This is a genomic window from Pleurocapsa sp. FMAR1 (assembly GCF_963665995.1).
Lineage (GTDB): Bacteria > Cyanobacteriota > Cyanobacteriia > Cyanobacteriales > Xenococcaceae > Waterburya.
This window is the reverse complement of sequence record NZ_OY762512.1, coordinates 1297951-1322948: the sequence shown is the minus strand read 5'-3', so window position 1 is coordinate 1322948 and position 24998 is coordinate 1297951. Positions and strand designations below refer to the sequence as shown.

21 protein-coding genes are annotated in these 24998 nt (G+C 39.7%); 7 read left to right on the top strand and 14 right to left on the bottom strand.

What is annotated here, in order from left to right:
* Positions 1–143: 143 nt before the first annotated feature.
* Positions 144–566, top strand: a complete 423-nt coding sequence (gene gloA / locus SLP02_RS06465) for a lactoylglutathione lyase (protein WP_319419836.1) — start codon at positions 144–146, stop codon at positions 564–566.
* A gap of 254 nt (positions 567–820) precedes the next feature.
* Here the strand turns inward: gloA and fba are convergent, their stop codons facing one another.
* Entirely contained in the window at positions 821–1900 is a 1080-nt protein-coding gene (gene fba / locus SLP02_RS06460; protein WP_319419835.1) for a class II fructose-bisphosphate aldolase, read from the bottom strand.
* A 307-nt stretch (positions 1901–2207) separates the two neighbouring features.
* A complete protein-coding gene (locus SLP02_RS06455; protein ID WP_319419834.1) occupies positions 2208–2903 on the bottom strand; it encodes a Crp/Fnr family transcriptional regulator in 696 nt (231 codons plus the stop codon).
* A 42-nt stretch (positions 2904–2945) separates the two neighbouring features.
* On the opposite strand from SLP02_RS06455, the gene SLP02_RS06450 reads away from it, so the two are divergent.
* The gene (locus SLP02_RS06450; protein ID WP_319419833.1) at positions 2946–3947 is read left to right on the top strand and encodes a DALR anticodon-binding domain-containing protein; all 1002 of its coding nucleotides are present in this window, start codon (positions 2946–2948) and stop codon (positions 3945–3947) included.
* A 23-nt stretch (positions 3948–3970) separates the two neighbouring features.
* On the opposite strand, the gene SLP02_RS06445 is transcribed toward SLP02_RS06450, so the two are convergent.
* A complete protein-coding gene (locus SLP02_RS06445; protein ID WP_319419832.1) occupies positions 3971–4870 on the bottom strand; it encodes a carbohydrate kinase family protein in 900 nt (299 codons plus the stop codon).
* On the opposite strand from SLP02_RS06445, the gene SLP02_RS06440 reads away from it, so the two are divergent.
* Entirely contained in the window at positions 4857–5021 is a 165-nt protein-coding gene (locus SLP02_RS06440; protein WP_319419831.1) for a hypothetical protein, read from the top strand. The genes SLP02_RS06445 and SLP02_RS06440 overlap by 14 nt on opposite strands.
* 200 nt (positions 5022–5221) lie before the next feature.
* Here the strand turns inward: SLP02_RS06440 and SLP02_RS06435 are convergent, their stop codons facing one another.
* The 7 genes from SLP02_RS06435 to SLP02_RS06405 form a co-directional block, all read right to left on the bottom strand.
* Positions 5222–5671, bottom strand: a complete 450-nt coding sequence (locus tag SLP02_RS06435) for a YlqD family protein (protein ID WP_319419830.1) — start codon at positions 5669–5671, stop codon at positions 5222–5224.
* A gap of 174 nt (positions 5672–5845) precedes the next feature.
* Positions 5846–7747 (bottom strand): AMP-dependent synthetase/ligase, encoded by a 1902-nt coding sequence (locus tag SLP02_RS06430; RefSeq protein ID WP_319419829.1) that lies wholly within the window; start codon positions 7745–7747, stop codon positions 5846–5848.
* A gap of 133 nt (positions 7748–7880) precedes the next feature.
* Positions 7881–8756 (bottom strand): EamA family transporter, encoded by an 876-nt coding sequence (locus SLP02_RS06425; RefSeq protein WP_319419828.1) that lies wholly within the window; start codon positions 8754–8756, stop codon positions 7881–7883.
* A 182-nt stretch (positions 8757–8938) separates the two neighbouring features.
* Positions 8939–9712: a helix-turn-helix domain-containing protein gene (locus SLP02_RS06420; protein WP_319419827.1), complete on the bottom strand. Its 774-nt coding sequence runs from the start codon at positions 9710–9712 to the stop codon at positions 8939–8941.
* Positions 9709–10497, bottom strand: a complete 789-nt coding sequence (locus SLP02_RS06415) for a pseudouridine synthase (RefSeq protein WP_319419826.1) — start codon at positions 10495–10497, stop codon at positions 9709–9711. Before SLP02_RS06415 ends, SLP02_RS06420 begins: the two co-directional genes overlap by 4 nt.
* Before the next feature lie 167 nt (positions 10498–10664).
* Positions 10665–11570 carry a 30S ribosomal protein S6--L-glutamate ligase gene (gene rimK / locus SLP02_RS06410; RefSeq protein ID WP_319419825.1) on the bottom strand — a complete coding sequence of 302 codons (906 nt, stop codon included), beginning with the start codon at positions 11568–11570 and terminating at the stop codon, positions 10665–10667.
* Between the two features lie 20 nt (positions 11571–11590).
* Positions 11591–12043, bottom strand: coding sequence for an ATP-dependent zinc protease family protein (locus SLP02_RS06405; protein ID WP_319419824.1), 453 nt, complete (start codon positions 12041–12043; stop codon positions 11591–11593).
* A gap of 161 nt (positions 12044–12204) precedes the next feature.
* Between SLP02_RS06405 and SLP02_RS06400 the strand changes: the two genes are divergently transcribed.
* Both SLP02_RS06400 and SLP02_RS06395 read left to right on the top strand, forming a co-directional pair.
* Positions 12205–12390 (top strand): hypothetical protein, encoded by a 186-nt coding sequence (locus tag SLP02_RS06400; RefSeq protein ID WP_319419823.1) that lies wholly within the window; start codon positions 12205–12207, stop codon positions 12388–12390.
* Positions 12391–12750: 360 nt separating this feature from the next.
* On the top strand, positions 12751–13500 hold the full coding sequence (locus SLP02_RS06395) for a metallophosphoesterase family protein (protein ID WP_319419822.1): 750 nt from the start codon (positions 12751–12753) through the stop codon (positions 13498–13500).
* 177 nt (positions 13501–13677) lie between these two features.
* On the opposite strand, the gene SLP02_RS06390 is transcribed toward SLP02_RS06395, so the two are convergent.
* Both SLP02_RS06390 and gghA read right to left on the bottom strand, forming a co-directional pair.
* Positions 13678–17130, bottom strand: coding sequence for a glycosyltransferase (locus SLP02_RS06390; RefSeq protein WP_319419821.1), 3453 nt, complete (start codon positions 17128–17130; stop codon positions 13678–13680).
* A gap of 34 nt (positions 17131–17164) precedes the next feature.
* Positions 17165–19609, bottom strand: a complete 2445-nt coding sequence (gghA, locus tag SLP02_RS06385) for a glucosylglycerol hydrolase (protein ID WP_319419820.1) — start codon at positions 19607–19609, stop codon at positions 17165–17167.
* Between the two features lie 427 nt (positions 19610–20036).
* On the opposite strand from gghA, the gene ggpS reads away from it, so the two are divergent.
* Both ggpS and glpD read left to right on the top strand, forming a co-directional pair.
* The gene (ggpS, locus tag SLP02_RS06380) at positions 20037–21527 is read left to right on the top strand and encodes a glucosylglycerol-phosphate synthase (RefSeq protein WP_319419819.1); all 1491 of its coding nucleotides are present in this window, start codon (positions 20037–20039) and stop codon (positions 21525–21527) included.
* A 171-nt stretch (positions 21528–21698) separates the two neighbouring features.
* Positions 21699–23393 carry a glycerol-3-phosphate dehydrogenase gene (gene glpD / locus SLP02_RS06375; RefSeq protein WP_319419818.1) on the top strand — a complete coding sequence of 565 codons (1695 nt, stop codon included), beginning with the start codon at positions 21699–21701 and terminating at the stop codon, positions 23391–23393.
* Between the two features lie 60 nt (positions 23394–23453).
* Here the strand turns inward: glpD and SLP02_RS06370 are convergent, their stop codons facing one another.
* Together SLP02_RS06370 and SLP02_RS06365 are read right to left on the bottom strand one after the other, a co-directional pair.
* Positions 23454–23651, bottom strand: a complete 198-nt coding sequence (locus SLP02_RS06370) for a heavy-metal-associated domain-containing protein (RefSeq protein WP_319419817.1) — start codon at positions 23649–23651, stop codon at positions 23454–23456.
* A 178-nt stretch (positions 23652–23829) separates the two neighbouring features.
* Complete coding sequence (locus SLP02_RS06365; RefSeq protein ID WP_319419816.1) at positions 23830–24918, bottom strand: phosphotransacetylase family protein; 1089 nt, start codon at positions 24916–24918, stop codon at positions 23830–23832.
* Positions 24919–24998 lie beyond the last annotated feature (80 nt).

Here is a 24998-nt window from a genome sequence, read left to right as displayed (position 1 = left end):
TTATGGATATTCACTTCCTTCTATAGAAAGATTTTTGCCACGATCGCCGAATTTTAGATAGTTTTATATTAAGTGGATTGAACTATTGTTCCACAAGCAATGTAAATAAATAGCTTATTTGATTAAAAAGGAGAATTAAAAATATGCGTATGCTACACACAATGCTCAGGGTCGGAGATTTAGACAAATCTATTAAGTTTTATTGCGATATTTTGGGCATGAAGCTTTTGCGACGCAAAGACTACCCAGGAGGAGAATTTACCTTGGCCTTTGTGGGCTATGGCGAAGAGAAAGACAACACCGTCATTGAACTTACCTATAACTGGGGCGTAGAAGAATATGACCTGGGCAAAGGTTACGGACATATTGCCCTGGGAGTTGATGATATATATGGTACTTGCGATCGCATTAAAGCTCAAGGCGGTAAGGTTAGCCGAGAACCAGGGCCAATGAAACACGGTAGTACCGTAATTGCTTTTGTAGAAGATCCAGACGGCTACAAAATTGAATTGATTCAGCTAGGAACGCAAGGATCGGCAAAAAAAGAAGCAGCAGCAACGGTTTAATGAAACAAACGGTGATTTATTAGAGGGGTTTATGTAGTAATTAGAGTTATTGCAAGACCCTTTTTTTTATTTGGTGGGCAAAGCTTTTTCTGGAAATGCGGTTTTACCTTTTTGCTTTTTGCCCACTCTGTTAACAATGCTACTCCAACCTTAAACACAAAAGAGAGACAATCAGACAAAAAAAATGAGTAGCTGTTTATTGCTACTCATTCTGCTTCAAATTTAATTTAGATTGTCGATTCGTCTAACTAAATCTAAACGGAAACAGCTTTTTTATTGCTAGTAGACAACTCGCCTTTAGCGTATTTAGCAGCGTAATCTTCAAGCGAAACCTGCTTGATTTTACTAGCGTTACCAGCAGTACCAAAAGCTTCATAACGTCTGAGGCATACAGTTTTCATGTAGGCAATAGAAGGCTTGAGGAAGTGACGGGGGTCAAAGTTAGCAGGATCTTTATAAGCTGCTTCACGGATAGCGGCAGTGATTGCTAAACGATTATCCGTATCGATGTTTACTTTACGTACACCACTCTTGATACCTTTTTGAATTTCCTCTACGGGTACACCATAGGTTTCAGGAATATTACCACCATTAGCGTTAATAATGTCGATCCACTCCTTAGGTACGGAAGAAGAACCGTGCATGACGATGTGAACGTTAGGTAGACGACGGTGAATTTCTTCAATTCTGCTAATAGCCAGAATTTCGCCAGTAGGCTTGCGAGTAAACTTATAGGCACCGTGGCTAGTACCAATAGCTACAGCCAAAGCATCTACTTGAGTGCGTTCTACAAATTCTACTGCTTCATCAGGATCGGTCAATAGCTGCTCTTTGCTGAGAGCGCCTTCAAAACCATGACCATCTTCTGCTTCGCCTTTACCAGTTTCTAGTGAACCTAAACAACCAAGTTCACCTTCAACACTAGCACCAACAGCGTGAGCCACTTTGACTACTTCTGCTGTTACGTTGACATTGTATTCAAAGCTAGCGGGAGTTTTAGCATCTGCTTCTAAAGAGCCATCCATCATGACGCTAGTAAAACCATTGCGAATCGCCGAATAGCAAGTCGCGGGGCTATTTCCGTGATCCTGGTGCATAGCAATAGGAAGATGAGGATAGCTTTCTGCTGCTGCTAATACTAGGTGACGTAGAAAATTTTCTCCAGCATATTTGCGAGCGCCACGAGAAGCCTGTAGAATTACAGGGCTATCAGCTTCGTTAGCAGCTTCCATAATGGAGATGATTTGCTCCATATTATTAACGTTGTAGGCAGGAATACCATAACCATTCTCAGCCGCGTGTTCTAAAAGCAAACGCATGGGTACGAGCGCCATATATATTCTCCTAAATTTATATCTGTGTCAAATATTAAGTTTTTAAGAAAGCCAGCGATACACCGACGCTTGCCCTGGTTATTCCGCTTGACGGAATTAAATTAATTGAGGGAAAACGGCTTTGGCTGCGCTGACCGCATTTTGCGGTTAAACTTCTTACTTGTCAATCTTAAGATATTTTTTACATTTACACTAATTTAATTTGTTAATTTCTTCTAATAAGATCGTTAATTTAGTCTATTTTTTGATAATTATTATAAATAATAAGTTAAGAAATATATGAAAAATTGATATCGTTCACGTTAAACTATTGTTCTATAGTTTCAAAAATATTGACGCAAATAGAATTATCCTTTTTAATTGAAATTATTCCTTGCCGACGTAACTTACCCATTAATCTAGTTACAGTGACCCTTGTAGAGCCGATCGCACTACCTATTTGAGCATGGGTAAGAGTGTAAGGTAAACAGTAGCTTTGCTCGTTGTCGTGACCATATTCTTCTGCTAACAAAGTCAAAAAACTGGTCAGACGATCTATGGTTCTTCTTTGACCCAAAGCACTAAGCCATAGTAGTTTACGTTGGTGCTGATAGCGAAAAGCTTCGTATATTTCTTGGCGAAAATCAGACCAATTGTCTAAATCTTGCCAATATAGCCACGCAACCTGAGTCCGATCGACGTGAGCATAGGCATGAACCTTAAAAGAAGATTGAGTTAGAATCTCAAAGGGTTTCTTGGCACCAACAAAACCTAAAAAAACTTCTTCTGAGTCCTCATCGGTTTTTGGTGGTTCAATGGTCGAATTATCATGGTGCTGAGTTTGAATTTCACTAATTAAACGTACTGCACCTTTATTTACCAAGTAAATTAATTGTGGACGTGTGGGAATTTGTTCGTCTTTACGAAAAATGCGATCGCGATAATGGCTTTGCGCCCAGTCAACAACATTTTGCCAAGCTAAACTTGGACAAGATTTCTCGGACGAGTGTTCAGAAAATTCCATAGTGGGAGTCAAAGTAGAACATTAAGGCATATTTGATTTTACATGGATAACAATGTATCAAAAAACACTTTTTCACATAAGTTTTTTAAACTTCGATTTACCAAGGAAAAAACATCTATTTCGATCAAAAAGTTATTAAAACAAGAATTACTGCAAACCCTCGATCTATATCAGCAACAAACAAAAGTACAGCTCGATCTTAAATTTATTTCTACCATCCTTGAGCGCAAAATTGTTCTTTTCCAACCTACTCATAGGAAATTATTATCAAAAAACCAGGGGGAGCGGTTTTTCTCCAAATCACAATCAACGTCAATTGCCTATAGCTGTCCTATTACTTTTGTCTTAGCTCCCTACTTTTTACTTCCTGCACAAATAATTGCCGAAAATTTGCTACGTTTATCAGTTTTTGAGCAAAATAATTTTGTGTCCGAATCCTATTTAGAGTTAAAAGTCGAAATAATTAACTCTGGTTGGATCAATTTTTATTTAGATCGAGCTTTGGCAAGCTGGCTAGAGAAATCATTGGCTTTGTTGAATAATAGCCAGACTAGTCAAGATTATCCCCCAATTGGTTCGGAAAATTATCAGTTAGAGCAAACTACGGCAGAATTGTTTTCTATACAATATGTTCATGCTCGTTGTTGCTCTCTATTACGTTTAGCAGCTAGAGAAAGATTAATCGCTCTTAAAGACGAAAGTTTTAGTCATGTAGGTTGGCAGTTGGAAAAACCCCAAACTATATCTTGGTTAGATGAAAAGCAAAACTTATGGTTCATCCAAGAAGCAGAATATAGCCTGTTGCGTCAGTTGCTCATGGTGAGCGATGCTTTTGCCTCAAAATCAAACGATTGGCTTAAATTAGCTTTTAATTTGGCTAAAACAGTCGAAGTTTTTTTGGCAGAATGTCGTTTTTTGGGATTGGTAAAGCGCGAAACTCCTCAAAAAGCGATCGCTCGTCTGGGATTAATGGCGATGGCGCAGTATTGGCTGCAAAGAATATTACTCGAAAAATTAAAGGTTGCTGCACCTACTAGTTTGTAAGCCTTTTTATTTAGCTGTCAAGCCTATATTTTTTGTAGAAGAGCCTCTACTTCTTGTGCGCTGGGTTGAGCAGCGATCGCTCCTGATTTGGTAGCAGTCAATCCCCCAACGGCACAGGCGTAGCGCACGATTTCTTGAGCAACCTGGGGACTATTTAGCTTTTGCATACCTTGCAAACACAATTGATGAATAAAGCCAGCCAAAAAAGCATCTCCTGCTCCAGTAGTATCTTTAACTGATACCTTTATTGGTTTTACAGTCCCTTCATTGTCACTGATGCAGTAGCTAACTTCAGCATCACCATTGCTGACTAGAACCCCTTCAACCGAGCTAAGACGAGCAGAAATTGCCCCTGCATCAGCCGTGTCAAACAACCATTGGGCTTCTTCCTCAGCCAGCTTGAGAAAGTCCACATATTGCCACAGTTCTTCGATCAAAGGCAGTGCCTCTTGTTCATCGAGCCAAAACATCGGTCGCCAATTAACATCTAGAACAATCTTGAGGTGATATTCTTCTGCCAATTCTAAAGCGCGAAATACGGCTGCTCTAGTTTGGGGATAAGCTAATTCTAAAGTACCTAAAACTAAATATTCAGCCTCTAAGAATAATTTTGGGGGTAAATGTTGAGCTTGCAGATAGGCATCGGCAAAGCGATCTGCTTTCTTGTCTCCAAAGCCAGCAAAAGTGCGATCGCCTTGAGCGGTACGAGTGACGTATACTTGTCGAGTAGGAGCTTGCTCACTATATTGAATGCCAGAAGTATTAACTCCTATAGACTGAAGCAATTGAACTAGTTCTTCACCCTCAGCATCTTTGCCTACGCAGCCCACAAAAGCCGAAGGAGTTCCCAACTTAGTCAAGGCGCAGGCAACATTTGCAGGTGCGCCTCCTGGATAAGGAGTCCAAGATGTGACTTCAGACATCGACTTTCCTAGCTCGTCAGCAAGACAATCAAACAATATTTCCCCTAAACATATAACTCTTGCAGGGCGACGGGCGATCGCTTTATTACTCAACTTGCTTCCTCAATACGTACCAATTCTCTTTCTTAATTTTCAGGGTATCGTCTATTGAAAACAAGAGTCTTTAGAAAAGTTTAATTTTCTGGCTGCTTTCACTATCATCTTATTTTGTTTTATGAAGTAAAGGTTTTGTTGGCTATTCATCATTTATTAGTCATTGATCATTTATTGGTAATTGGTAATTGGTAATTGCGAGACAGTTACGTTGCGGGTCTATGACCCGTTGAGTAAACTGTCGAGGTTGATCATTGTTTATAGATCGCCTCTAATGTCTTCAACTACTCCATCTCGTAGTACAACCTCTACGTTTAGTTTTCTAACTAGGTTATCGCCTTTTTCTAGACGAAAAAAGCTTTCCATTTGAGCTTGAACTACCTCTTGGTCTAAATCTAATAGCTGAATCTGCTGTAGCTGCTGCAAAAAGTTATTTTTCTTTTCTAGCATCTCTGCTTTTTTTTGATTGACTTGCCCCTGAATATTTTCTACCTGTTTTTTCATCTGAAGATTAGCAGGATCTTGGGCTTGCTTAGAAATCTCTTCAATTGTTCTTTTGCCCTGCATTTCTAACTGCTGCATTTGCTGGTCTAGCTGAGTTAATTGCTGTTGTAACTGTTGATTTACTTCTTCTTTCCACTGAGCCGTTACTATTGCTTTAATGGTGACAGGACGTTTTAAAAGCAAGCTAGCATTTGTGTAATCCATGATTTTGACTCCTTAAATTCTTAAATTTTGATTGCAGCTTAAATATTAAAGGCAGTTTCTTAGTCTAGCTAAGTTTTATTCCTGAATTTTTAATCTTTTTAGTTGTACCTTAAAAAATTACTTTTAGATTGTTTTTGGGGAAATTCTTCAAGATAAGACAGCTATATTACTATATTAATTAGTAAACATTTCGTCGATTAAACTTTGATATTTATCCCTAACAACAGGACGCTTGACTTTGAAAGTCTGGGTCATAGTGCCATTAGCCTGAGAAAAAGGCTCGATAACAAAGCGAAAATCGCCAATACGGTCATCTGAGCGATAACCTGGGCGATTTTTGACCTCACGGTTTAACTCATTACGGTATAAATTGGCGATCGCTGGTTCAGATAAACTACTTTGATTCGGAAGCTGTAAGTCTAATTTTTGTTCTGTGATCCACTGTTGCAGGGTTTCTAAGTTAGGTACGATTAACGCCCCCAAAGCTCGCTGATCCTGACCAACTAGCATAATTTGATCGATATAAACGCTACGGACACAGGCATCTTCGATAGGCTGAGGTTCAATATTTTCGCCATTGCTCAAGACAATAGTATCTTTGGAACGCCCTGTAAGCACCAAATCATCATAGGGAGACAGCCAGCCCAAGTCACCACTATCAAACCAGCCTTCGGCATCAATTGCCTTGGCTGTGGCTTCGGGGTTTTCATAATAGCCCTGCATTACTTGAGCGCCACGAATTAAAACCGATCCCGTTTCTCCCTGGGGCAATTTTTGGCGAGTTTCGGGGTCAACAATTTTGATTTCCGTTTCTGGTAAAGGTTGTCCTGCTGAACCTCTGACATTATGTTTAGGAGTACGAGCATTTGTAATCGGCGAAGTTTCGGTTAATCCATAGCCGACAAAGACATCAATACCTACGGTTTGATAAAAATCATCGAGATATTTAGCCAAAGAACCACCACCGCTACATACAGCCTTAATATTACCCACGCCAGCGCGAATTTTGTGATAAACAAGTTTGTCTGCCAAAGCGTGAACAGGATAGAGAGAAGCTGCTTTAAATTTGGCAAGCGATCGCTCTGTAGCAGAAGCCTTAAAATGTTCTAGGCTGGTATCCTCGGCAATTCGTTTTGCCATGATGTATTTTTCTGACTGCTTAAGAAAGAATTTAACTAACTTTTGTTGCGACTTTGATTGCTCACCTAAAAGCTTTTGCACACCATCGTATAGCGATTCCCAAAGACGAGGTACACCAACCATATAGGTAGGCTTAAATTTTTTCAAATCTTGCTTAAAGTAACGAATACTGGTGTAAATTTGTGTTGTCCCATGAGTTATGAAAAAATATTCCCCAGCCCGTTCGTAAGCGTGCCAGCTAGGTAAAATAGAAAGAGTTATGTCCCCTGGTTGAGGTTGAAATACAGTTTTAATGTAGTTGACCTGATGCAATAAATTGCCATGACTTAGCATTACTCCCTTGGGTTTTCCTGTAGTGCCAGAAGTGTAAAGTAAGGTTGCCAAAGTGTCTTTATTTTGCTCAACAGGCTTTAGCTGTGTATCTTTGCCCAATTCCATCAACTGCGGAAAGTTAATAATTTTAATCTGCTGTTCATTGTCTGGTGTCTCGTCGCTTAACAAAACAACTAGCTTAATAGGTAAATCTGCCAAGTTCGAGCGTAACTTGTCTAAAGTTTTCAAATTCTCGACCACTAGGCTCTTACTATCGCTATTTTCTAAAATATATGTTAGTTCTTGCTGTTCTGCTCCAGAAGAGCGCACCACATCTACCGCCCCTGCCATCATAATTCCCTGGTCGGCAATAAACCAACGGGGGCTATTATCGGCAAACAAAGCTATCTTTTCTTGAGGCTGAATATCTAAAGCCTGTAAGCCATTAGCAAACTGCTGAATCTGCTGATGTAACTGTTGATAAGTGATAATAACTTCTGGTTTAGCGTGGGGATCTTGCAACGCGACAGTATTGCCAAACTTTTCGGCTGCTATCTTCCATACGTCAGGTAAAGAATCAAGATTAATATAGTCAAAGGCGATTTTTGTAGCTGCTGTATTCATAATTATCTGTTTGTTTAATATTGTTTTCTCTAAGAATAAACATAATGATAATCACTGAATAGAGATTATTATCTCTAAAGCAGGCAGTTTAATGTTTGCCATAGAACAATGAATTGAAAAAGTTGAACAGTTTTTACTTCAAACGAGAACGTTTTTCAAAAGCGGAAGCTCCAACCGAAGCGAAACTAACTAGTGTAATGGCAACAAGGGCGCGAAGCTCTAGTTTTTCTCGCAGAATAATAAAGCCCAAAAAAGTAGCGATCGCAGGTTCTAAACTCATCAGCACCCCAAATACACGAATAGGAAGTTTTTTAAGTGCTTCAAGTTCAAAAGTATAAGGAATTGCCGAGGAGAGAATTGCTACTACCATTCCTATTGCTAAAAACTTGGGTTCTAGTCTGGTCAAACCTCCAGATAAGATACTCAATGGTAAAAGTGCTAATGTTCCTACCATCAAAACTGCCGACATTAGCCCTAGTCCATTTACATCAGCAAACACTTTACCTATTTTGGCAGAAAGCAGAATATAGGCGCCCCAAAAAAATGCTGCCGAGAAAGCTAAAGCCACACCAAGGGGATCGAGAGAAGATCCTTGTACTGGAGCTAATAAGAAAATTCCTACTCCTGCGAAAAATATCCAGAGCAAGTCCAAAATTCTACGGGAATTAGCGCAAGCAACGCCTAAAGGTCCGATAAATTCTAAAGTAACGGCAATACCTAAAGGAATACGCTCGATTGCCCCATAAAAGCTTAGATTCATGGCTGCCATGCTCAAGCCAAACAAAATCATGAGTAAATAGTTGGCACGGGTATAACCTTTTAGCTGAGGTCTTTGCAACAGTAATAAAGCGATCGCACCTAAGCCAACTCGTAACAGCACTGTAGTTGTTGAACCTATTTCTTGAATGATAGTTTTGGCGAATGCCGAACCTAGTTGAGTTGAGGCTATAGACACCAATACCAAAATATTAGGAGGCGGTAATGCTAAATTTAGCTTTAGCTTGGGCATAAAACCTCTGTAATCTAAATGATTTGGATTTGTTTGACATGGCTGCAAAAAGCATCCCTCTCTAAAATAAAGCTTTTAGAGAGGGATAGTTATACTAAATCCGATTGACAAAGGTAGTTATCAACTTCCTGACCTTTGACTTTAAGCATCAACGTTAAATTTAATTTTGTCCAACTACTTATCTAATTAACCGTATAGGTAATCTCTTCTACTTCTCCAGGTGCGCCCAAAACCTTTTGCTGTTCGTTATTAAAGCTAATAGCTACCCCTCCTGCATTACCTGCTTTAATTGTCACTTCTTTTTTGCCAGTCCATTGACGCTGTGTACCCTGGGGTAAAGTCCCCTCAAAAGCAAGTTTGCCATCTACCATAACTTTGAGCCAGCAACGCTCTTGTAAATTAATACCGACGCTGACTGAATTGGAATCACTCGATTGAGAAACAAATTGAGGAACAGATTGAGGCTTCTCTGTTTTGAGAGGATTGGCAGATTGCGTCACTTCAGCATCCAAAGTAGGCTGTTCTTTAGGTGTTTGATTGATAATTACTGGACGTTCTACCAGCATCGTGATCCCTTTAACGGATACAACTACCAAAAAAACGTAAAGTAAGTATAAATGAAGCGATCGCAATTGAAAATTAAACCCGTATCGACGAGTGGCTTTAGGACTAGCAGTATCTACCACGTTTGAGTCGGCAGATGGTGGAACAACAAAATTTACTCCCTCAGCATCAATCTCCCGAGCAAATTTGGCGACCAAGGCTTGAATATAAAAAGCTTCAGGCAATTCTTCTAGATCCCCAGCCTCGATAGCTAACAAAAGCCGTTTACCAATTCTGGTATTAGCTGCTACAGTATCTAGAGAGATATTTTTAGCCACACGAAGATTATGTAGTTTAATACCAATTTCTTGAAGTTGCTTTTGTTGCTCGGCATTAAGATTATTGTTGGTCATATCACTGCGCTCCCAGACTGTGCAGCTATTGAGGATTCTAAGTTTAACGAATTTTTAAGAAAGTTGATTTCAGCTTGTTCTAAATGTCTACATTTTCCTTGAGGAAGTTCTACGTTGCCCAAAGATTTTAAAGTTATCGAACCAATTGCTGTGCGGTGTAGCTTTTGTACTTGATAACCAAGTTGTTCGGCTACACGACGTATTTGGCGATTTCTTCCTTCTGTTAAAATTATCTCTATGATTTTTTGTGGTTGATTATGCTCTATCTGTTTAATTTTGGCAGGCAAAGTTTTTCTGTCATCTAATATAATTCCCTTACGCCACAAAGCCAAGTCTTTTTGCCTTGGAGAACGATCCAATTCGACAACATAAGTCTTGGGTAAATGGTAACGGGGGTGAGTCAAACTGAGAGTTAACTCGCCATCATTAGTCAAAATCAAAGCACCACTAGAGGCAAAATCCAATCTACCTACTGGATGAATTCCTGTTCCCTGTTTTAGTTTTGCAGGTAATAAATCAATGACGGTAGAGCGATTGTGAGGGTCAGAACAAGTACAGACTACTCCTGGTGGTTTATTCAATAGTAAATAAATTAATTGAGGGCGGTCGGCCATTTTAATAGGCTTTCCATCTACATATAAGCTATCCGTAGCTAGATCGACTTTGTCTCCTACTTTAGCTATTTGACCGTTGACCTGGATTCTACCTGCTAAAATCATTTTTTCTGCTTTGCGTCGCGAGGCAATACCCCATTGGGACAAAACTTTTTGAACTCTTTCAGCCATCGAGAGATTTTCCTACCAGTATGTAACTTTTAATTTTACAAAAAAAGATAGTTGTCTTTCCAAGCATATGAGCCAGTTTATAAGCTAGTTATATATTGCCCAAAAAAAATGATAAAGTATCAGTCGATCACAAAAATATAATTGTCAAATTTTTGACTTAAACACTATTAGTATTTAATATTATCTTTGGTATCTGCATTAGCTGCATTTTTGACAATGTAGTTAATAACTTCCCCCGCTACATCTATACCTGTAGCCTTTTCAATTCCTTCTAAACCAGGTGAAGAATTTACTTCCATCAGTACAGGTCCATGATTTGAGCGGAGTAAGTCAACCCCAGCGACATTTAAACCCATGGCTTTAGCTGCTCTAAGTGCCGTTGCTTCCTCCTCCTCAGAAAGCTGTATCTTTTCTGCTTTTCCGCCTCGGTGGAGATTAGAGCGAAATTCGCCTTTTACCCCCTGACGCTTCATGGCTGCAATCACTTTGCCTCCAATTACAAAGCAACGTAGATCCGCCCCTCCAGCTTCTTTAATATATTCTTGGACTAAGATATTGGCATCTAATCCTCTAAAAGCTTCAATCACAGACTTAGCAGCCTGATAGGTTTCGGCTAAGACTACTCCAATTCCTTGAGTTCCTTCCAAAAGTTTGATTACTAATGGTGCGCCTCCTACTGTTTCGATCAAACCATCTATGTCTTGGGTTGCATGGGCAAAACCAGTTATCGGCAGCCCAATCCCTTCCTTGGCGAGAATTTGCAAACAGCGCAGCTTATCACGACTACGGGAGATTGCCTGGGATTCGTTGCAGCTAAATACCCCCATAACTTCAAATTGTCTGACTACAGCAGTACCGTAAAAGGTTCTTGATGCACCAATACGAGGAATGATGGCATCAAAATTTTCTAAAGGATTGCCGTTAAAAATGATACCAGGACGACTAGATGTAATATTCATATAGCAACGCAAATAGGGAATGATCCGCATTTGGTGACCTTGTTCTTCTCCAGCTTCTCTTAATCTTCTAGTGGAGTATAAAGAACCATCTTGAGACAAAATAGCAATTTTCATTTGCTTGTTTTTTTATTAAATTATGAATGTTCGTGGTTGTCACTTTGTAAATAGGATTTACCAGGATTGACTAAAAAGCGATCGCGTACAGCTTGTCTACCTAATAGCATCCGAAATCCCATCACATCACGGTTGGTTAAAGTTAGTTCTATTTGCCATTGTTGTTCACCCAGTCTTACATCAGTAAGAATGACGGGTCTAGTTTGCGCGTGTCCTCCCGAACTACGTACTTGACGATATTCTAATAATTGCGCCTCAGCCAATACAGTTTTTTTATTATTACGCTGCACAGGATGAATCTCAAAGCGAATCATCGCTCTGCCTTCTAGTTTAAATTCCTGGCAATTAAAAGCGTGCAGGGCAGAAGTGCGCGCTCCTGTATCAATTTTGGCTTTGAGGCGAGCGACATTTAACGCTGGCAACGATAGAATTTCTCGCCAACCAATAGTCAATGGTTGTTTAGCTTTCCTCATGTTTGGCAAAGGCAAAAGGTTTAAATTATGGATTCTAGTGGGCGGATTTTCACGAGCGAGAGATGCTTCTTAACCAGAAGCCTCTCTCTCGCTCAATCCGCAGGGTCGTACCGCTATTCCACGCCCAGTGATCGATCACTTTTGTTTTCATATCCAAAAATGTGTTTTACATCAACTCATGGCAAACTTACATTACAGTTCTAACTAAAGAGAATTTAGAGATGCAAAGGGAATATAACATTTTTTTAACCACTGATCCACTTCAAAATGCTCTAATTCTTGTTTGGCGATCGCCGTTGACTAACGGGCTAATCGATGATCGAGAGGATAGCGAAACATTATGTTAATTGCCACTCCTGCTGTCTTGCGTTCACAACGGGAATGATCTAATAAAATTACATCTAAAGATTAGCGATCGCCTAATCGAGCCAAGCGGGTTTAGATGGCTGTTGCCGAATTTTTATTTTGGTCATTGCCCCAGATGAGACTACTCGTTTAGTCATTGTCCTCCTATACTTTAGTAGGGTTAATTTTCTTGATTGCCGATATGTTTATTTGTTAGAAATAAACATTAACCATTCGATATACACATTATTGATAATTATTAGAGAATACTTATTAATAAGTTGACAATTTACTTTTATCATCAGTAGAACCTTTGAGTCGCAAAAAGTAATTTTAGGATGCACATCCTTAGAACAGCCAACATGACCACAAATCGCCGAATTGTCATTGGTGACGTACATGGACACTATGACGCTTTAATTGCATTACTAGACTCTATTTCACCTACTAGTGAAGACAAAGTGTATTTTTTGGGTGATTTAATCGATCGCGGTCCCAAAAGCGCTCAGGTTGTGGATTTTGTAATGCGCAATCAATACACTTGCTTGAGAGGCAACCACGAAGAAATGCTGCTCGATGTAGTTGGTCGTGGAGAAGTATCTATCGATCTGTATCAAGGCTGGTTATACAGTGGTGGTCATTCTACGGTAGCTAGCTACGATAGCAAAATTCCTCAAGAGCATATCGACTGGATCAAGAGTCTACCCTTATACTTAGATTTGGGTGATTACTGGCTAGTTCACGCAGGAGTCGATCCTAATGTTCCTTTGCCCCAACAAGGTGCCGATCAATTTTGCTGGATTAGAGAAGACTTTCATAGTAGCGATCAAGCCTTTTTTCCTAAAAAACTAATAATTACTGGTCATACTATTACCTTCACCTTGCCTGGAGTGCAGGCAGGACAGATTGCAGCAGGTAGAGGATGGCTAGGTATTGAGACAGGAGCATATCATCATAAAAGCGGCTGGATGACTGCTTTAGACTTGAATCATCATAAGGTTTATCAAGCTAATACAATGGATGGTCGCATTCGCATCCTGCCTTTAAGTAAACTGGTAGCTAAAGTAGACTGCTCAAAAATTCCATCTCGTAAAATACGTAAGCGAGCTTAATCAAGTTTGCCACTGTGACTCTCTCTCTAATCTATAACCTTTAACCTATAACAGGTATAGTCAAGTTATTTGTACTAGTTATAGGTTATCAGGTTATAGGTTAAAATTAGGAGCTAAACGTTTAGATAAAATTTTATTTGAGGGAAAACTGTTAAATATGGTCAAGAGTCTGGCTGCTTAAACATTAATGCTGTAGTTCTCGTAATCTTTAGTCAAATTAGGGCTATAGCAAGGGTCGTGCAGACAAACCTTTTGCCATTTTTGCTTCATGTAATTGACCTCTTTGGCAAAGCGAGCCTGTTTTTCAGGGGTGTTTTCATATCCCCGACTTTTGGACTCATAGTGGTATAAAACTACGTGGGGCAGATAAATGTTGTTGTAACCTAGCTTGGCAATTTTAAGACAAAAATCAACATCATTAAAGGCGATCGCCAGATCTTCTTCAAACCCCTGCACTTCTGCAAATACTTCTCGCCGACACATTAAACACGCTCCAGTAACCGCCGAATAATTGTTGGTAGAAACTACCTGAAACATATAGCCAGGCTGAGAAATATGCAGATGTTTATGGCTATGTCCTGCCACACCACCTAAGCCCACCACTACACCCGCGTGCTGGATAGTGTCATCAGGGTAAAGCAGCAGGCTACCTACTGCCCCAATAGACTTTCTTTGTGCCTGTTCTACCATGGCTGTTAACCAGCCCTTGGTGATTACTTCTATGTCGTTATTGAGAAACAGCAGATAGTCCCCTTTCACCTGTTGGACGGCATAGTTATTGATCTGAGAATAATTAAACGGCACGTGATAGGGAATAGAGCGAAAACGTTGCGGCTGTTGCTTTTGCCAATCTGCCAGACATTGAGCAGTCTTTGCCTCAGTGCTATTGTTGTCGATTACAACAACTTCATAGTTGGAATAGGTCGTTTGAGCAAAAATAGACTTTAGGCAAACGTCTAAGGTGTCCGCTAAATCTTTGGTAGGAATAATTATACTGACTAACTTTTGTTCTTTGATCTGATAGCGAACCTGATACACCCCTGGAAAACTTACCTGAGTCTTAATTTTACCTGGCTCTCCCCGTCGTTCAATTGCTTCGGCGATCGCCTTTTTAGCAGCATCAGCAGCGTAGGGTTTAGCGTTAGAATCTGAGGCAGTAGACTGAAGATGAATCCGCCAGTGATAAAGAATATCGGGTATGTGAAAGATATTATTAGTTTTTTCAGTTATCCGCAACACCAGATCGTAATCTTGGCTACCTTCAAAGCCGACTCGAAAATTACCAACTGACTGAACAAGCGATCGCCTGTAAACTCCTAAATGGCAAGTATACATCCGCGCCAGAAATGAATCGGGACACCAATCTGGCTTAAAAAAGGGACTTTGATAGATATGGTTATCGTCTATCTTGTCTTCATCAGAATAGATAAAGTCGGCCTCTGGATGTTCATTTAGTAGTTCCGCAACTCTGGCTAGAGCATGGGGTGGCAATAGGTCATCGTGATCTAATAGGGCAATATATTCTCCTGTAGCTATTTCCAAGGCAGAATTAGAAGTATGACAAATATGACCGTTTTCTGAGCGAAAAACGACTTTGATCCGCTCATCTTGTGCTGCATATTCTTCTAAAATCGATCTGACATAAGGTTTAGTTGAACAGTCATCAGCTAAACACAATTCCCAATTAGAATAAGCCTGTTCAATTACTGAGGCGATCGCCTGGCGTAAGAACTTTTCTTCAGGATTATAGACTGGCACAATCACGCTGATCAAAGGCTTGTAAGCCAATGCCAAACTTTTTTCTTTGATTTTTTTTAACTCATTATGCCCAGGGTAATTGCGCTCTAGCCAAACTTGATATTTAGGATCCCCGCTTATGGGAATATCTGTATTTACATTTACATTTACATTCGCAACAGCAGTTGGGATTTGAGCAGCTTTGTTTAAAGAGAAAAGATAATTTTGATAAACAATATCTGTTGCACCCAGATTGGTTTTTTGTTTCCAATCAAACCACAATCTTCTCAACTTCCAAAATTTACTACTTTCCATTGCTACAACCAAACTCTTAAACTGCTCCGCCTGCATTTGAGATATCTGTAGCTGTTTTTGAGCTTGATTTAACTGTTCTTCAACTTGTTGTCGGACTACCTGGACTTCTATTATCTTTGCTTGTTCTAGCTCTGGTTGAGTTGACTGTAGCTGCTGTTGAGTCTCTGTTAGTTGTTCTGTAGTTAAGTTTAACTGATGCTGCGCTTGAACTTGTTCTACCTGGGCTGATTGTAGCTGCTGTTGAGTTTCTGTTAGCTCTAGTTGAGTTGACTGTAGTTGCTGTTGAGTTTCTGTTAGTTGTTCTGTGGTTAAGTTTAACTGATGCTGCGCTTGAACTTGTTCTACCTGGGCTGATTGTAGCTGCTGTTGAGTTTCTGTTAGTTGTTCTGTGGTTAAGTTTAACTGATGCTGCGCTTGAACTTGTTCTACCTGGGCTGATTGTAGCTGCTGTTGAGTTTCTGTTAGCTCTAGTTGAGTTGACTGTAGTTGCTGTTGAGTCTCTGTTAGTTGTTCTGTAGTTAAGTTTAACTGATGCTGCGCTTGAGCTTGTTCTACCTGGGCTGAATGGAGCTTTTGGTGAGTTTCTGTTAGCTCTGTTTGAGTTGCCTGTAGTTGCTGTTGAGTCTCTGTTAGTTGTTCTGTGTTTAAGTTTAACTGATGTTGAACCTGAGCTTGTTCGACCTGGGCTGAGTGGAGTTTTTGGTGAGTTTCTGTTAGCTCTGTTTCTAGATTGCCTTTTTCTCTTGTTGTTCCTTTTAAATCACTCCAATCTTGCAAAATCCATGATTTACAAGTTAAGTCTATCGACTGATGTGCCACGGGGGCTGAACTGCTTTTATCTGCTTGTTGTAGTTGAGCATATAGATCTATTGCTTCGGGAAAGAACTCAGTAATTAAAGCCTGGCGATAGTGAATGTTACTATTAGCATTAAATAAAGCTGGTTCGTAAAGAGATTCTGGCGATCGCAATTTTAACGAAAATTTTTGCTTGACTAAATCAATAAAGCCATCTGAATTCTGAATGATGCTTTCAATGCCGATTAAAAAAGATCGCTCTTGGTGCTGTTGATAAAAATTTAAAACTGCTTGATTATAATTACACCACTGCTGAACAGCAAAATTAGGATTTGTCCGAAAAATAACGTCACCCCGACGAAATAAGGAGTCTACAACTTCCCAAGGTGAACGATAAACAAAGATATATTTGGCATCGGGAATTAACCGTGCCCAAAAGTCTAAAAATAAAGTGGTACGAGGATCTTTCCAGCCCCAAATCGAATGTTCTTTTCTTCCTAGAATCAAATTTCGAGCCGTAAGCATATACTGCTGCTGAACTTTGATTTGATTCTCTTTAGTCCATCCTTCATCAGCAATTCCTTGGGATCTCAATACATTTGCATGAAAATCTACAAAGTCCCAATCTTCAAAATAACCTTTGGGATTTGCTTCTGTAGCTCCCATTAGGCGATCGCCAATGTATATTCCTGCGTTTTGTAATAGGGATGCGGTCAAAGAACTACCAGAACGGTGCATTCCCGCCATGATGACTACAGATTGATTCTGGGCAGTGTCTTTCATTGTTTTAGCCTTTAAATCTAGATACCGTTATTGATTATGCAGATCGTGTTAATAATAAACCTTGACTATTATTTAGGCTAAGGTTGGCAAGATCGTCTGTTTTTAGGTTGGGAGTTGCGATCGCAATTTGCCAATCTGATAGATCGGTTTCTAATATTTCTGACACATCTAGCTCAATTGTTTCCCCTTCAAAATTCGCGATTATTGCCACTGCTGGTTCTTGGTCAGAATTATGCCGAATTCCATAAACTACGGTTCTTTCACTATCCTTGAGTTTGTCAAAAGTATCGTTTTTGAGAATATTTTGCGCTAGCCAAGGGTTTTGATGACGAAACTCTCTCGTAGCAAGGTTAAATTCGGCTCTTGAGCTATCAACCATAGATTCATAATTATAGACATTACAAACCTGATAACAGTCTTCCATAAACATTAAGGCAAATTTTTTTAAACGGTCTTCGTCTAGTTTTTTCAAAAAACGTACCATTCCCACCCGCATTAACTCCGTACAGGGCGGTAAATCCTCAATACAGTGTGTCTCAGGGCTAGTGCAAGCACGCAGAACTTCGACTACTTCGGCTAAATTATAGTTTTGCTGGATCATGGCATGGTGTAAAGCTGCACCAAACTGGTTTAACTGTTTTAGCTGTTTAAATCCCAGAGTTTTCATGTGGACAAAACAATGAGACTGTTGATAGAGGCTGGGGTTGATTTGCCAGTCTAAAAAGCCCATTTCCTCAGAAAGTACCTTGACTCCATACTGTTCATCAGTATTACGAAAAAATAGCCAAGGAGCGTGCATGGTGGCATTAATAAAGTCCATTGGCAAACCAGGACTAAAGCAGTTGACCCACAAAGTCACCGCAGGGTTATCGTAAGCATTATGCAAAACATCTGGCAGGGTTGTACCTAGATTCCAGTTGATTGCTTCTTTAGCATTTATTTGATTACCCCGTCGTACAGTATCATGATTACCACAGCCTGTAATCCAATGATCGCCTATGGTCATGATTTCCATGACTCTAGACCACTTCTTGTTCCAAAACCCTTTAAGACTGGGGGTATTGTGAGCAAAAATTAGTGGTCCCCACTGATAGGACTCTGGCTTGAGATCGATTAACTCACGATAGGTAGACTTTTCCTCCCAACCTTCATCAGGCCAAGGACGACCATCTTCAAAAATAGTAAACAGCAGTCGCTTGTGACCTTTTACCTCTTGAACAATATTACTCATTTCTAATAAATAAGCATCATCCTGTTCAACCCTGCCTGAAAGAGGATTAAAAAAGCGAAAATCTTGACCGCCATCAATACGAATGCCGTCAGCCCCCGTATTGATTTTGCGTCGCTGCATTTCCAAGAGAATTGACCTGACCATTGGCAATTGATGGTTGAGATCTTGACCATACATATTTGGTCCTTTGAGAAATTCGCGAGCAATTAATAGCTCACTTTGGTTATCAGCGTGTCCATAAACAAGATCGTAAATTACTTGAATAGGATGGGTAGGAAAATTGTGCAAAGTAGCAATAAAATCTACTACCTCATCAGGACGCAAACTATCAAGTAAAGCAGGATTAGTAGTGCTAGAACCAAGGATGGGTACATCATAGCCCCAATCTTGGGTATTAGGCTTAAATAGCTCTATTTCTATTAGATCGTCTTCTTCGCCTATAAAAGCAAAAAATTCGCTTTCGGGGCTGTATTCATCGCGATATTCGATTGTTGGTTCGGTAGGTAACAATTCGATCGCATCATAGCCAATATAATTTTGTTCACTAGGGGTTAAAGCTTCTTTTTCCTTGATTTTATGAGCAATTTTTTGATAAATATGAGTTAACCCTGCAATCGTTCCTTCAGAGGAAGCTGTCCCTACATGAATCTGTAAAATATTTCTGGGATCTTTAACGCGGGGAATTTTTATTTTGGGATCATCAGATTTAGCTGTCCGCTCTAGATAATCTAAATCCTGTCTATTTCCCTGAAGGCTATCTATGTCATATAGTTCAGCAGGGGCAAAAATACCGAAAGGTAAGGAAAGAGGAACCAAATCGCGAATAGTCCGCAGTTTTTCAGCGCGGTCAATGTAGCGCAACCAGTAGAAAGAACCTGCTTGCTCGCGGTTTCCTGGCTGCATTCCTGCCACTACACCCCAGATAAACTCTCCTTGCTGTTCTAAGTGTAGGCGATCGCGTTTAAATTTAATCGTTTGTTCTGTTTGTTGCCAGTCAATAGGTTTTATAGGCGTAAAAACTTCTAGGTAAATTTCTCGCTCGTGTAGAACATCCCTCATTAGCCCAGGCACCCAAAAACCAATTTCCGTCAAGCCATCGGGTCGATAATACGCACCTAATTTGCGGGCTAAGGCTTTGACTTGTTCTAGATAATTATTGGTTGAACTTTCTAAACCTGATGCCCAAGCTAATAATTTCCCAGTAGCTTCGGGGACTAATCTAATTGATGTATCTACTTCTACTTTCACGCAATTTTCTCTGAACTATAGATAATTTACTTTCTTTAACCCATTCTGAGGTATAGAAGAAAACACGGCAACCGTTTACTCCAAGTTTTTAAACTTCTTTAAATTTGGATAGCAGAGATTATCGATAAATTTTCTAAATTTGCTGTATCTTGGTAGATTTGAGTTAAAGACAGAAGTTGGTGTAGGATTTAATTGTATAAGTCTCATTTTTATTAGTTAGGAGAAGCTTAATTTATAGAGTAAACAGAACGACCACAAGATTTTGCTAGCTAAAGAAAAAATAGCTAATTTTTAGATATTAAATCTAAGAACTATTACAAATAGAAAAGTTGTCAGCAGTTAGAAATCAAATAGCATAGATAATTTGGCTTTCATTTTATCTTGTCAATCCATTGTCCTTTTACACTGTAATTTAACCACCAAAATTATGAAATCATCTTTAGTTATTCTCTATCATCGCGAACCTCATGACGAAGTAATAGAAGATGGCAAAATTCATTATGTTCCCAAGAAAAGCCCCAACGGCATTGTTCCCACCCTCAAAAGTTTCTTTGCTGATGTCAACCAAGGAACATGGATTGCTTGGAAAGAAATAAACGAAGGGCAAAAAGACAGCTTTGAAGAGCGAGTCAATATTGAAGGGGAAGCTAATTATAATGTGCGACGCATCCCTTTAGATGAAGAGCAGGTTAAACAGTTTTATCACATCACTTCTAAAGAGGCTTTTTGGCCTATTCTGCATTCTTTTCCCTATCATTTTACTTCCGAGACGGCTGAATGGGAAAACTTTAAATATATCAATCGCCTTTTTGCTGAAGCTGCTTGTGAAGAAGCTGCCGACGATGCTTTGATCTGGATTCATGACTACAATCTCTGGATGGCACCGCAGTATATTCGAGAACTAAAGCCCGATGCTCGAATTGCCTTTTTCCATCATACCCCTTTCCCCTCGGTGGATGTCTTTAATATTTTACCGTGGCGTGATGCGATCGCTGAAAGTCTACTTTGCTGTGATATTGTTGGTTTTCATGTTCCCCGTTATTCAGAAAACTTTGTCAACGTAGTTCGTAGTCTCAAGCCTGTTAAGATTCTTAAACAAGAAGCCGTAAATGGACATATGACTCCTGTAGGTACGGCTTTGGCTGAACCTGAAATGACTACGCAATTGAGCTATAAAGGGCAAATCGTTAATATTGATGCTTTCCCTGTGGGTACAAATCCTCAGCATATTAAAGACGTTTTAGATAAAACAGAAACCAAAAATCGACTCTACCAAATCAAAGAAGAATTAGGAGGTAAAAAATTAATTATTGCTGCTGGACGAGTTGATTATGTCAAAGGGAATGAAGAAAAATTAGCGGCATATGGTCGTTTACTAGAGCGTCGCCCCGATTTACACAAAAAAGTAAGCTTTGTGATGACCTGTGTAGAATCTGCCCCAGGAATGCGCGTTTATAAAACGGCTCAAAGTACCATAGAGCAGCTAGTAGGTCAAATTAACGGTCGCTACGGTCAACTAGACTGGATGCCAGTTCGCTTGTTTACTCAGCCTATACCTATACCTCATTTGATTGCCTACTATAAGGCTGCCGATATTTGTTGGACAACTCCTCTACGAGACGGTCTAAACCTAGTAGCCAAAGAATATGTTGTGGCTCATGGTGGCGAAGATGGTGTTTTAGTTCTCTCTGAATTTGTCGGTGCAGCAGTAGAATTACCCGAAGCAATTTTAACTAATCCTTATTCTCTTGCTGGCATGGATCGAGCGATTGAAAAAGCTTTAAGTATGTCCCCAGAAGAGCAGAAAGAGCAGATGACCAAGATGTACAAAACCGTAACCACCTACGACGTAAAATACTGGGCAGATCGTCTTTTGGGTAAATTTAAAGAGCTTAAGCACGAAAAGGTAGCAGCATAGTTACAGATTACTCAAAAATGACTCTTTGATAAGTCCAATTTGACCAACTACTAATTCAATAAAAGGGTATAGCAATATCAACGCCATGCCCTTTTGTGTAGAATTTGATTTCTAATTTAGTTAAGTTATAAGTGATTAAGTAACAATATTGAACTATATAGAACCTTCTTTATGCGAGATTTTGCTCAAATTCAACAAACAGACTACGACGTAATTATTATTGGTGGCGGAATTAATGGTGCAGGTGTGGCAAGAGACGCAGCTTTGCGGGGTTTAAAAACAATCTTGGTGGAGAAGAATGATTTTGCTAGCGGTAGTTCTAGCTGGTCTACCCGCTTGATTCACGGTGGCTTACGCTATCTAGAGTATTTTGAATTTCCTTTAGTCAGAGAATCTCTAAAAGAAAGAGAGGTGTTGCTGCGTAACGCCCCGCATTTAGTTACTCCCCTTCAGTTAACTATACCTATTTATCGCGATCGCTCTCGTCCCTATTGGAAAATTTGGGCAGGAATGATTCTTTACGATATTTTTAGCTTTGATAAGACTTTGCCTGTTCATCGAATGCTACCTAAAGCAAAGTTTAAACAGCTATTTCGCTCCCTTGATGATGATGATTTAGCAGGTGGTTCACAATATTACGATGGACAAGTTACTCTAGCAGAGCGTCTTTGCTTGGAAAATATTATCTCGGCTCAAAATGCAGGCGCGACCGTACTTAACTATGTCGAAGTTACCGAACTTCCTCTTAAAAACTCTCGTATCACCGATGTTGTTTGTAAAGATAAGCTGACGGGAGAAAGCTTTACCATTTCAGGTAGTGCAAACGCAATGGTAATTAATACCGCAGGTCCTTGGATCGATCGCGTATGTCAATTGGGCAGCAAAGAGGGAAATAAAAAGCCAATTGGTAATACTAAAAAAAATGGTGGTACAAAAGGAAGTCATATTGTCGTCGATCCCTTTCCTGGTGCGCCAGGCTCGACTCTCTATGTTGAGGCAAAATCAGATGGTCGCCCTTTCTTTGTTGTTCCTTGGTTGGGTATGTATTTGATTGGCACTACGGATATAGCCTATAAAGGCGATATCGAAAATATTAAAGCCAATGATGAAGAGATTGATTACTTATTAAGAGAAACTAATAGCATTATTCCTACGGCTAATTTAGGACGAGATGATATCAAGTTTACTTATTCGGGAGTCCGTCCTCTACCCAACTCTGAGGGCAAAAAGCCAGGTAGCATTACCCGTAAACATATTATTTTCGATCATAAAAAAGAGGGCGTTAACAACTTGCTGACTTTAATTGGCGGGAAGCTAACAACCTATCGCAACGTCGGCGAAGAAATGGTAGATGACATTCTCAAACGTACAAAGCGATCGCCCAAGCCATGTCAAACCGATTCTCTGCCTCTGCCTGGCTGTATTCTGCCTAGCGATCCACGGGTTGAACAGGCAATTATTGAATATGACTCAACTTTGACAGCTAATACTATTTATCATTTATTTTCAATTTATGGTGCTAGAGCTTTAGAAGTTTTGGCTTTAACCAAAGACAATCCTGATTTATGCGAGTCTTTGAGTCCCAATGTCTTAGATATTAAAGCTCAGATACCCTACGCTGTAGAACGAGAATTTGCCCATACTTTAGTAGATATCATGCGTCGTCGTACCACCTTGGCAATAAATGGTCATTACGGGATTAATTTATTGCCTGCAATTACAGATATATTACAAAAGCACTGTGGCTGGACTACAGAACAATGCGATCGCGCCAGAGATGAATATCGCTTTTATATGGAGCATAACTGTATCCCCGATTATCAGCTTGCCAAAGTTGATAGTTTTGCAGCTTTGCCCATCAAATAAAAACTATAGAGATAAAAGGGATGAGAACTTTTTTTGACTCCTCATCCCTTATCCCTTCATTTATTCCTCAACCGTGTGTCCAACTGCGGTAATAATTTGCCTGATAGATTCCTCTGAGGCTTCGGTGTCTACCATCACCTGTTTCGAGTCTAAATCTATCTCAACTTTAGCCTCAGGTTCCTCAGTAATAATTGCTTCTTTTATCGTATCTATGCAACCAGCACAAACTATGCTTGGTACTTTAAACTTCATTGTCATGAAAAATCTAATCCTAAATTTTAAATCTATATTATATTTTACGCCTTGTGTGGATCAAAAAAGCTTTAAAAGGCTTTAGTTAAAGGTTCTTAACTACATGAATTTGCTTGATTAATATGCTAAGGAAGTTAAACTTTGTGCTTTCTCTTAAAAGCTGATAGCGACACAAAGACGTATTTTATACTGATTTCACTACTTCTAGACCAAGCTGCTGCATCAGCCTCTCAATATCAAAATGTTGCTCCATCAGCTTTTGAATTTGTTCTACTTTGATAGGCTCATGGATCGAAACCTTACCGAAAGCAGCATCAACCACTTCTACAGTAGTTAAAGTATCCGTGTCTACTGAGAGAATGGGAATGTCTAGACTTTCTGCACGCTCAATAATCAAATCTTTGGGGGGAATGCGACCTGTTAAAATCAGACAGTGAGTAGAAGTTTCTAAAGCTGCCATTTGTAACTCAGCGCGATCGCCACCCGTGACTACAGCCATATTTTCTCGCTGGCGGAAGTAACCTAAAGCTGAGTTGACGTTCATTGCTCCAATGCTCAAGCTCTCTATCATCCAGTCTAGATGTTCAGGGCAACACAAAATCTTAGCATCTAGTCTTGTGGCTATTTCTCTGACGCTAATACTGTTTAAAATACGATCTTGAGGAATCATGCCCAAAACAGGAATATTTTGAGCTTCCAAATAAGGCTTGACAGTATCCTTGGCGTCGGCTAATTCTGCTGGGGAAATATCATTTAAAACAACTCCTAAAAGGCGATCGCCCAAAAACTTTTTAGCCGCTAACAGGCTACCAACTGAGAGTAGATGATGATAAGGAGCTACCAAAAGAATTTTAGCATTTATTGATTCGGCAATTTCTGGCGCTGACAGATTAAAAATACTGCCTTCCCAAAGGTTGCTAGAACCTTCTAGTAGAATTAAATCACCTTCAATTTGTTTGATATATTCTTGTAAATCTTGAGTATAGTCTCGATCATCTTTACCTTGAAGACGCTGACTAATTGTTTGATGATCCAACCTTAATAGAGGTGGCTTAATTTGATTAGCTGATAATCCTAAAGTAGCTGCTAGAAAATTAACATCCCTATCATCTTCATTCTGAGGATTTTTTTGCAGATCGGTTGCCAAAGGTTGTCCATAACCAATAGATATTTCTCTTGCCAAAGATAATTGGCTTAAACCCAATATGGTTGCCGATTTACCGCTGTGAGCCTCCGTTGAAGCTATTAGAAGATGTTTAGCAGATGTAGCCACGCCCTCGCTCCTTGATAATATTATTTATTGTAGTGGGCTTAAATGTCGCTTGCAAGTAGCATTTAAGCCCTGTGATTTAT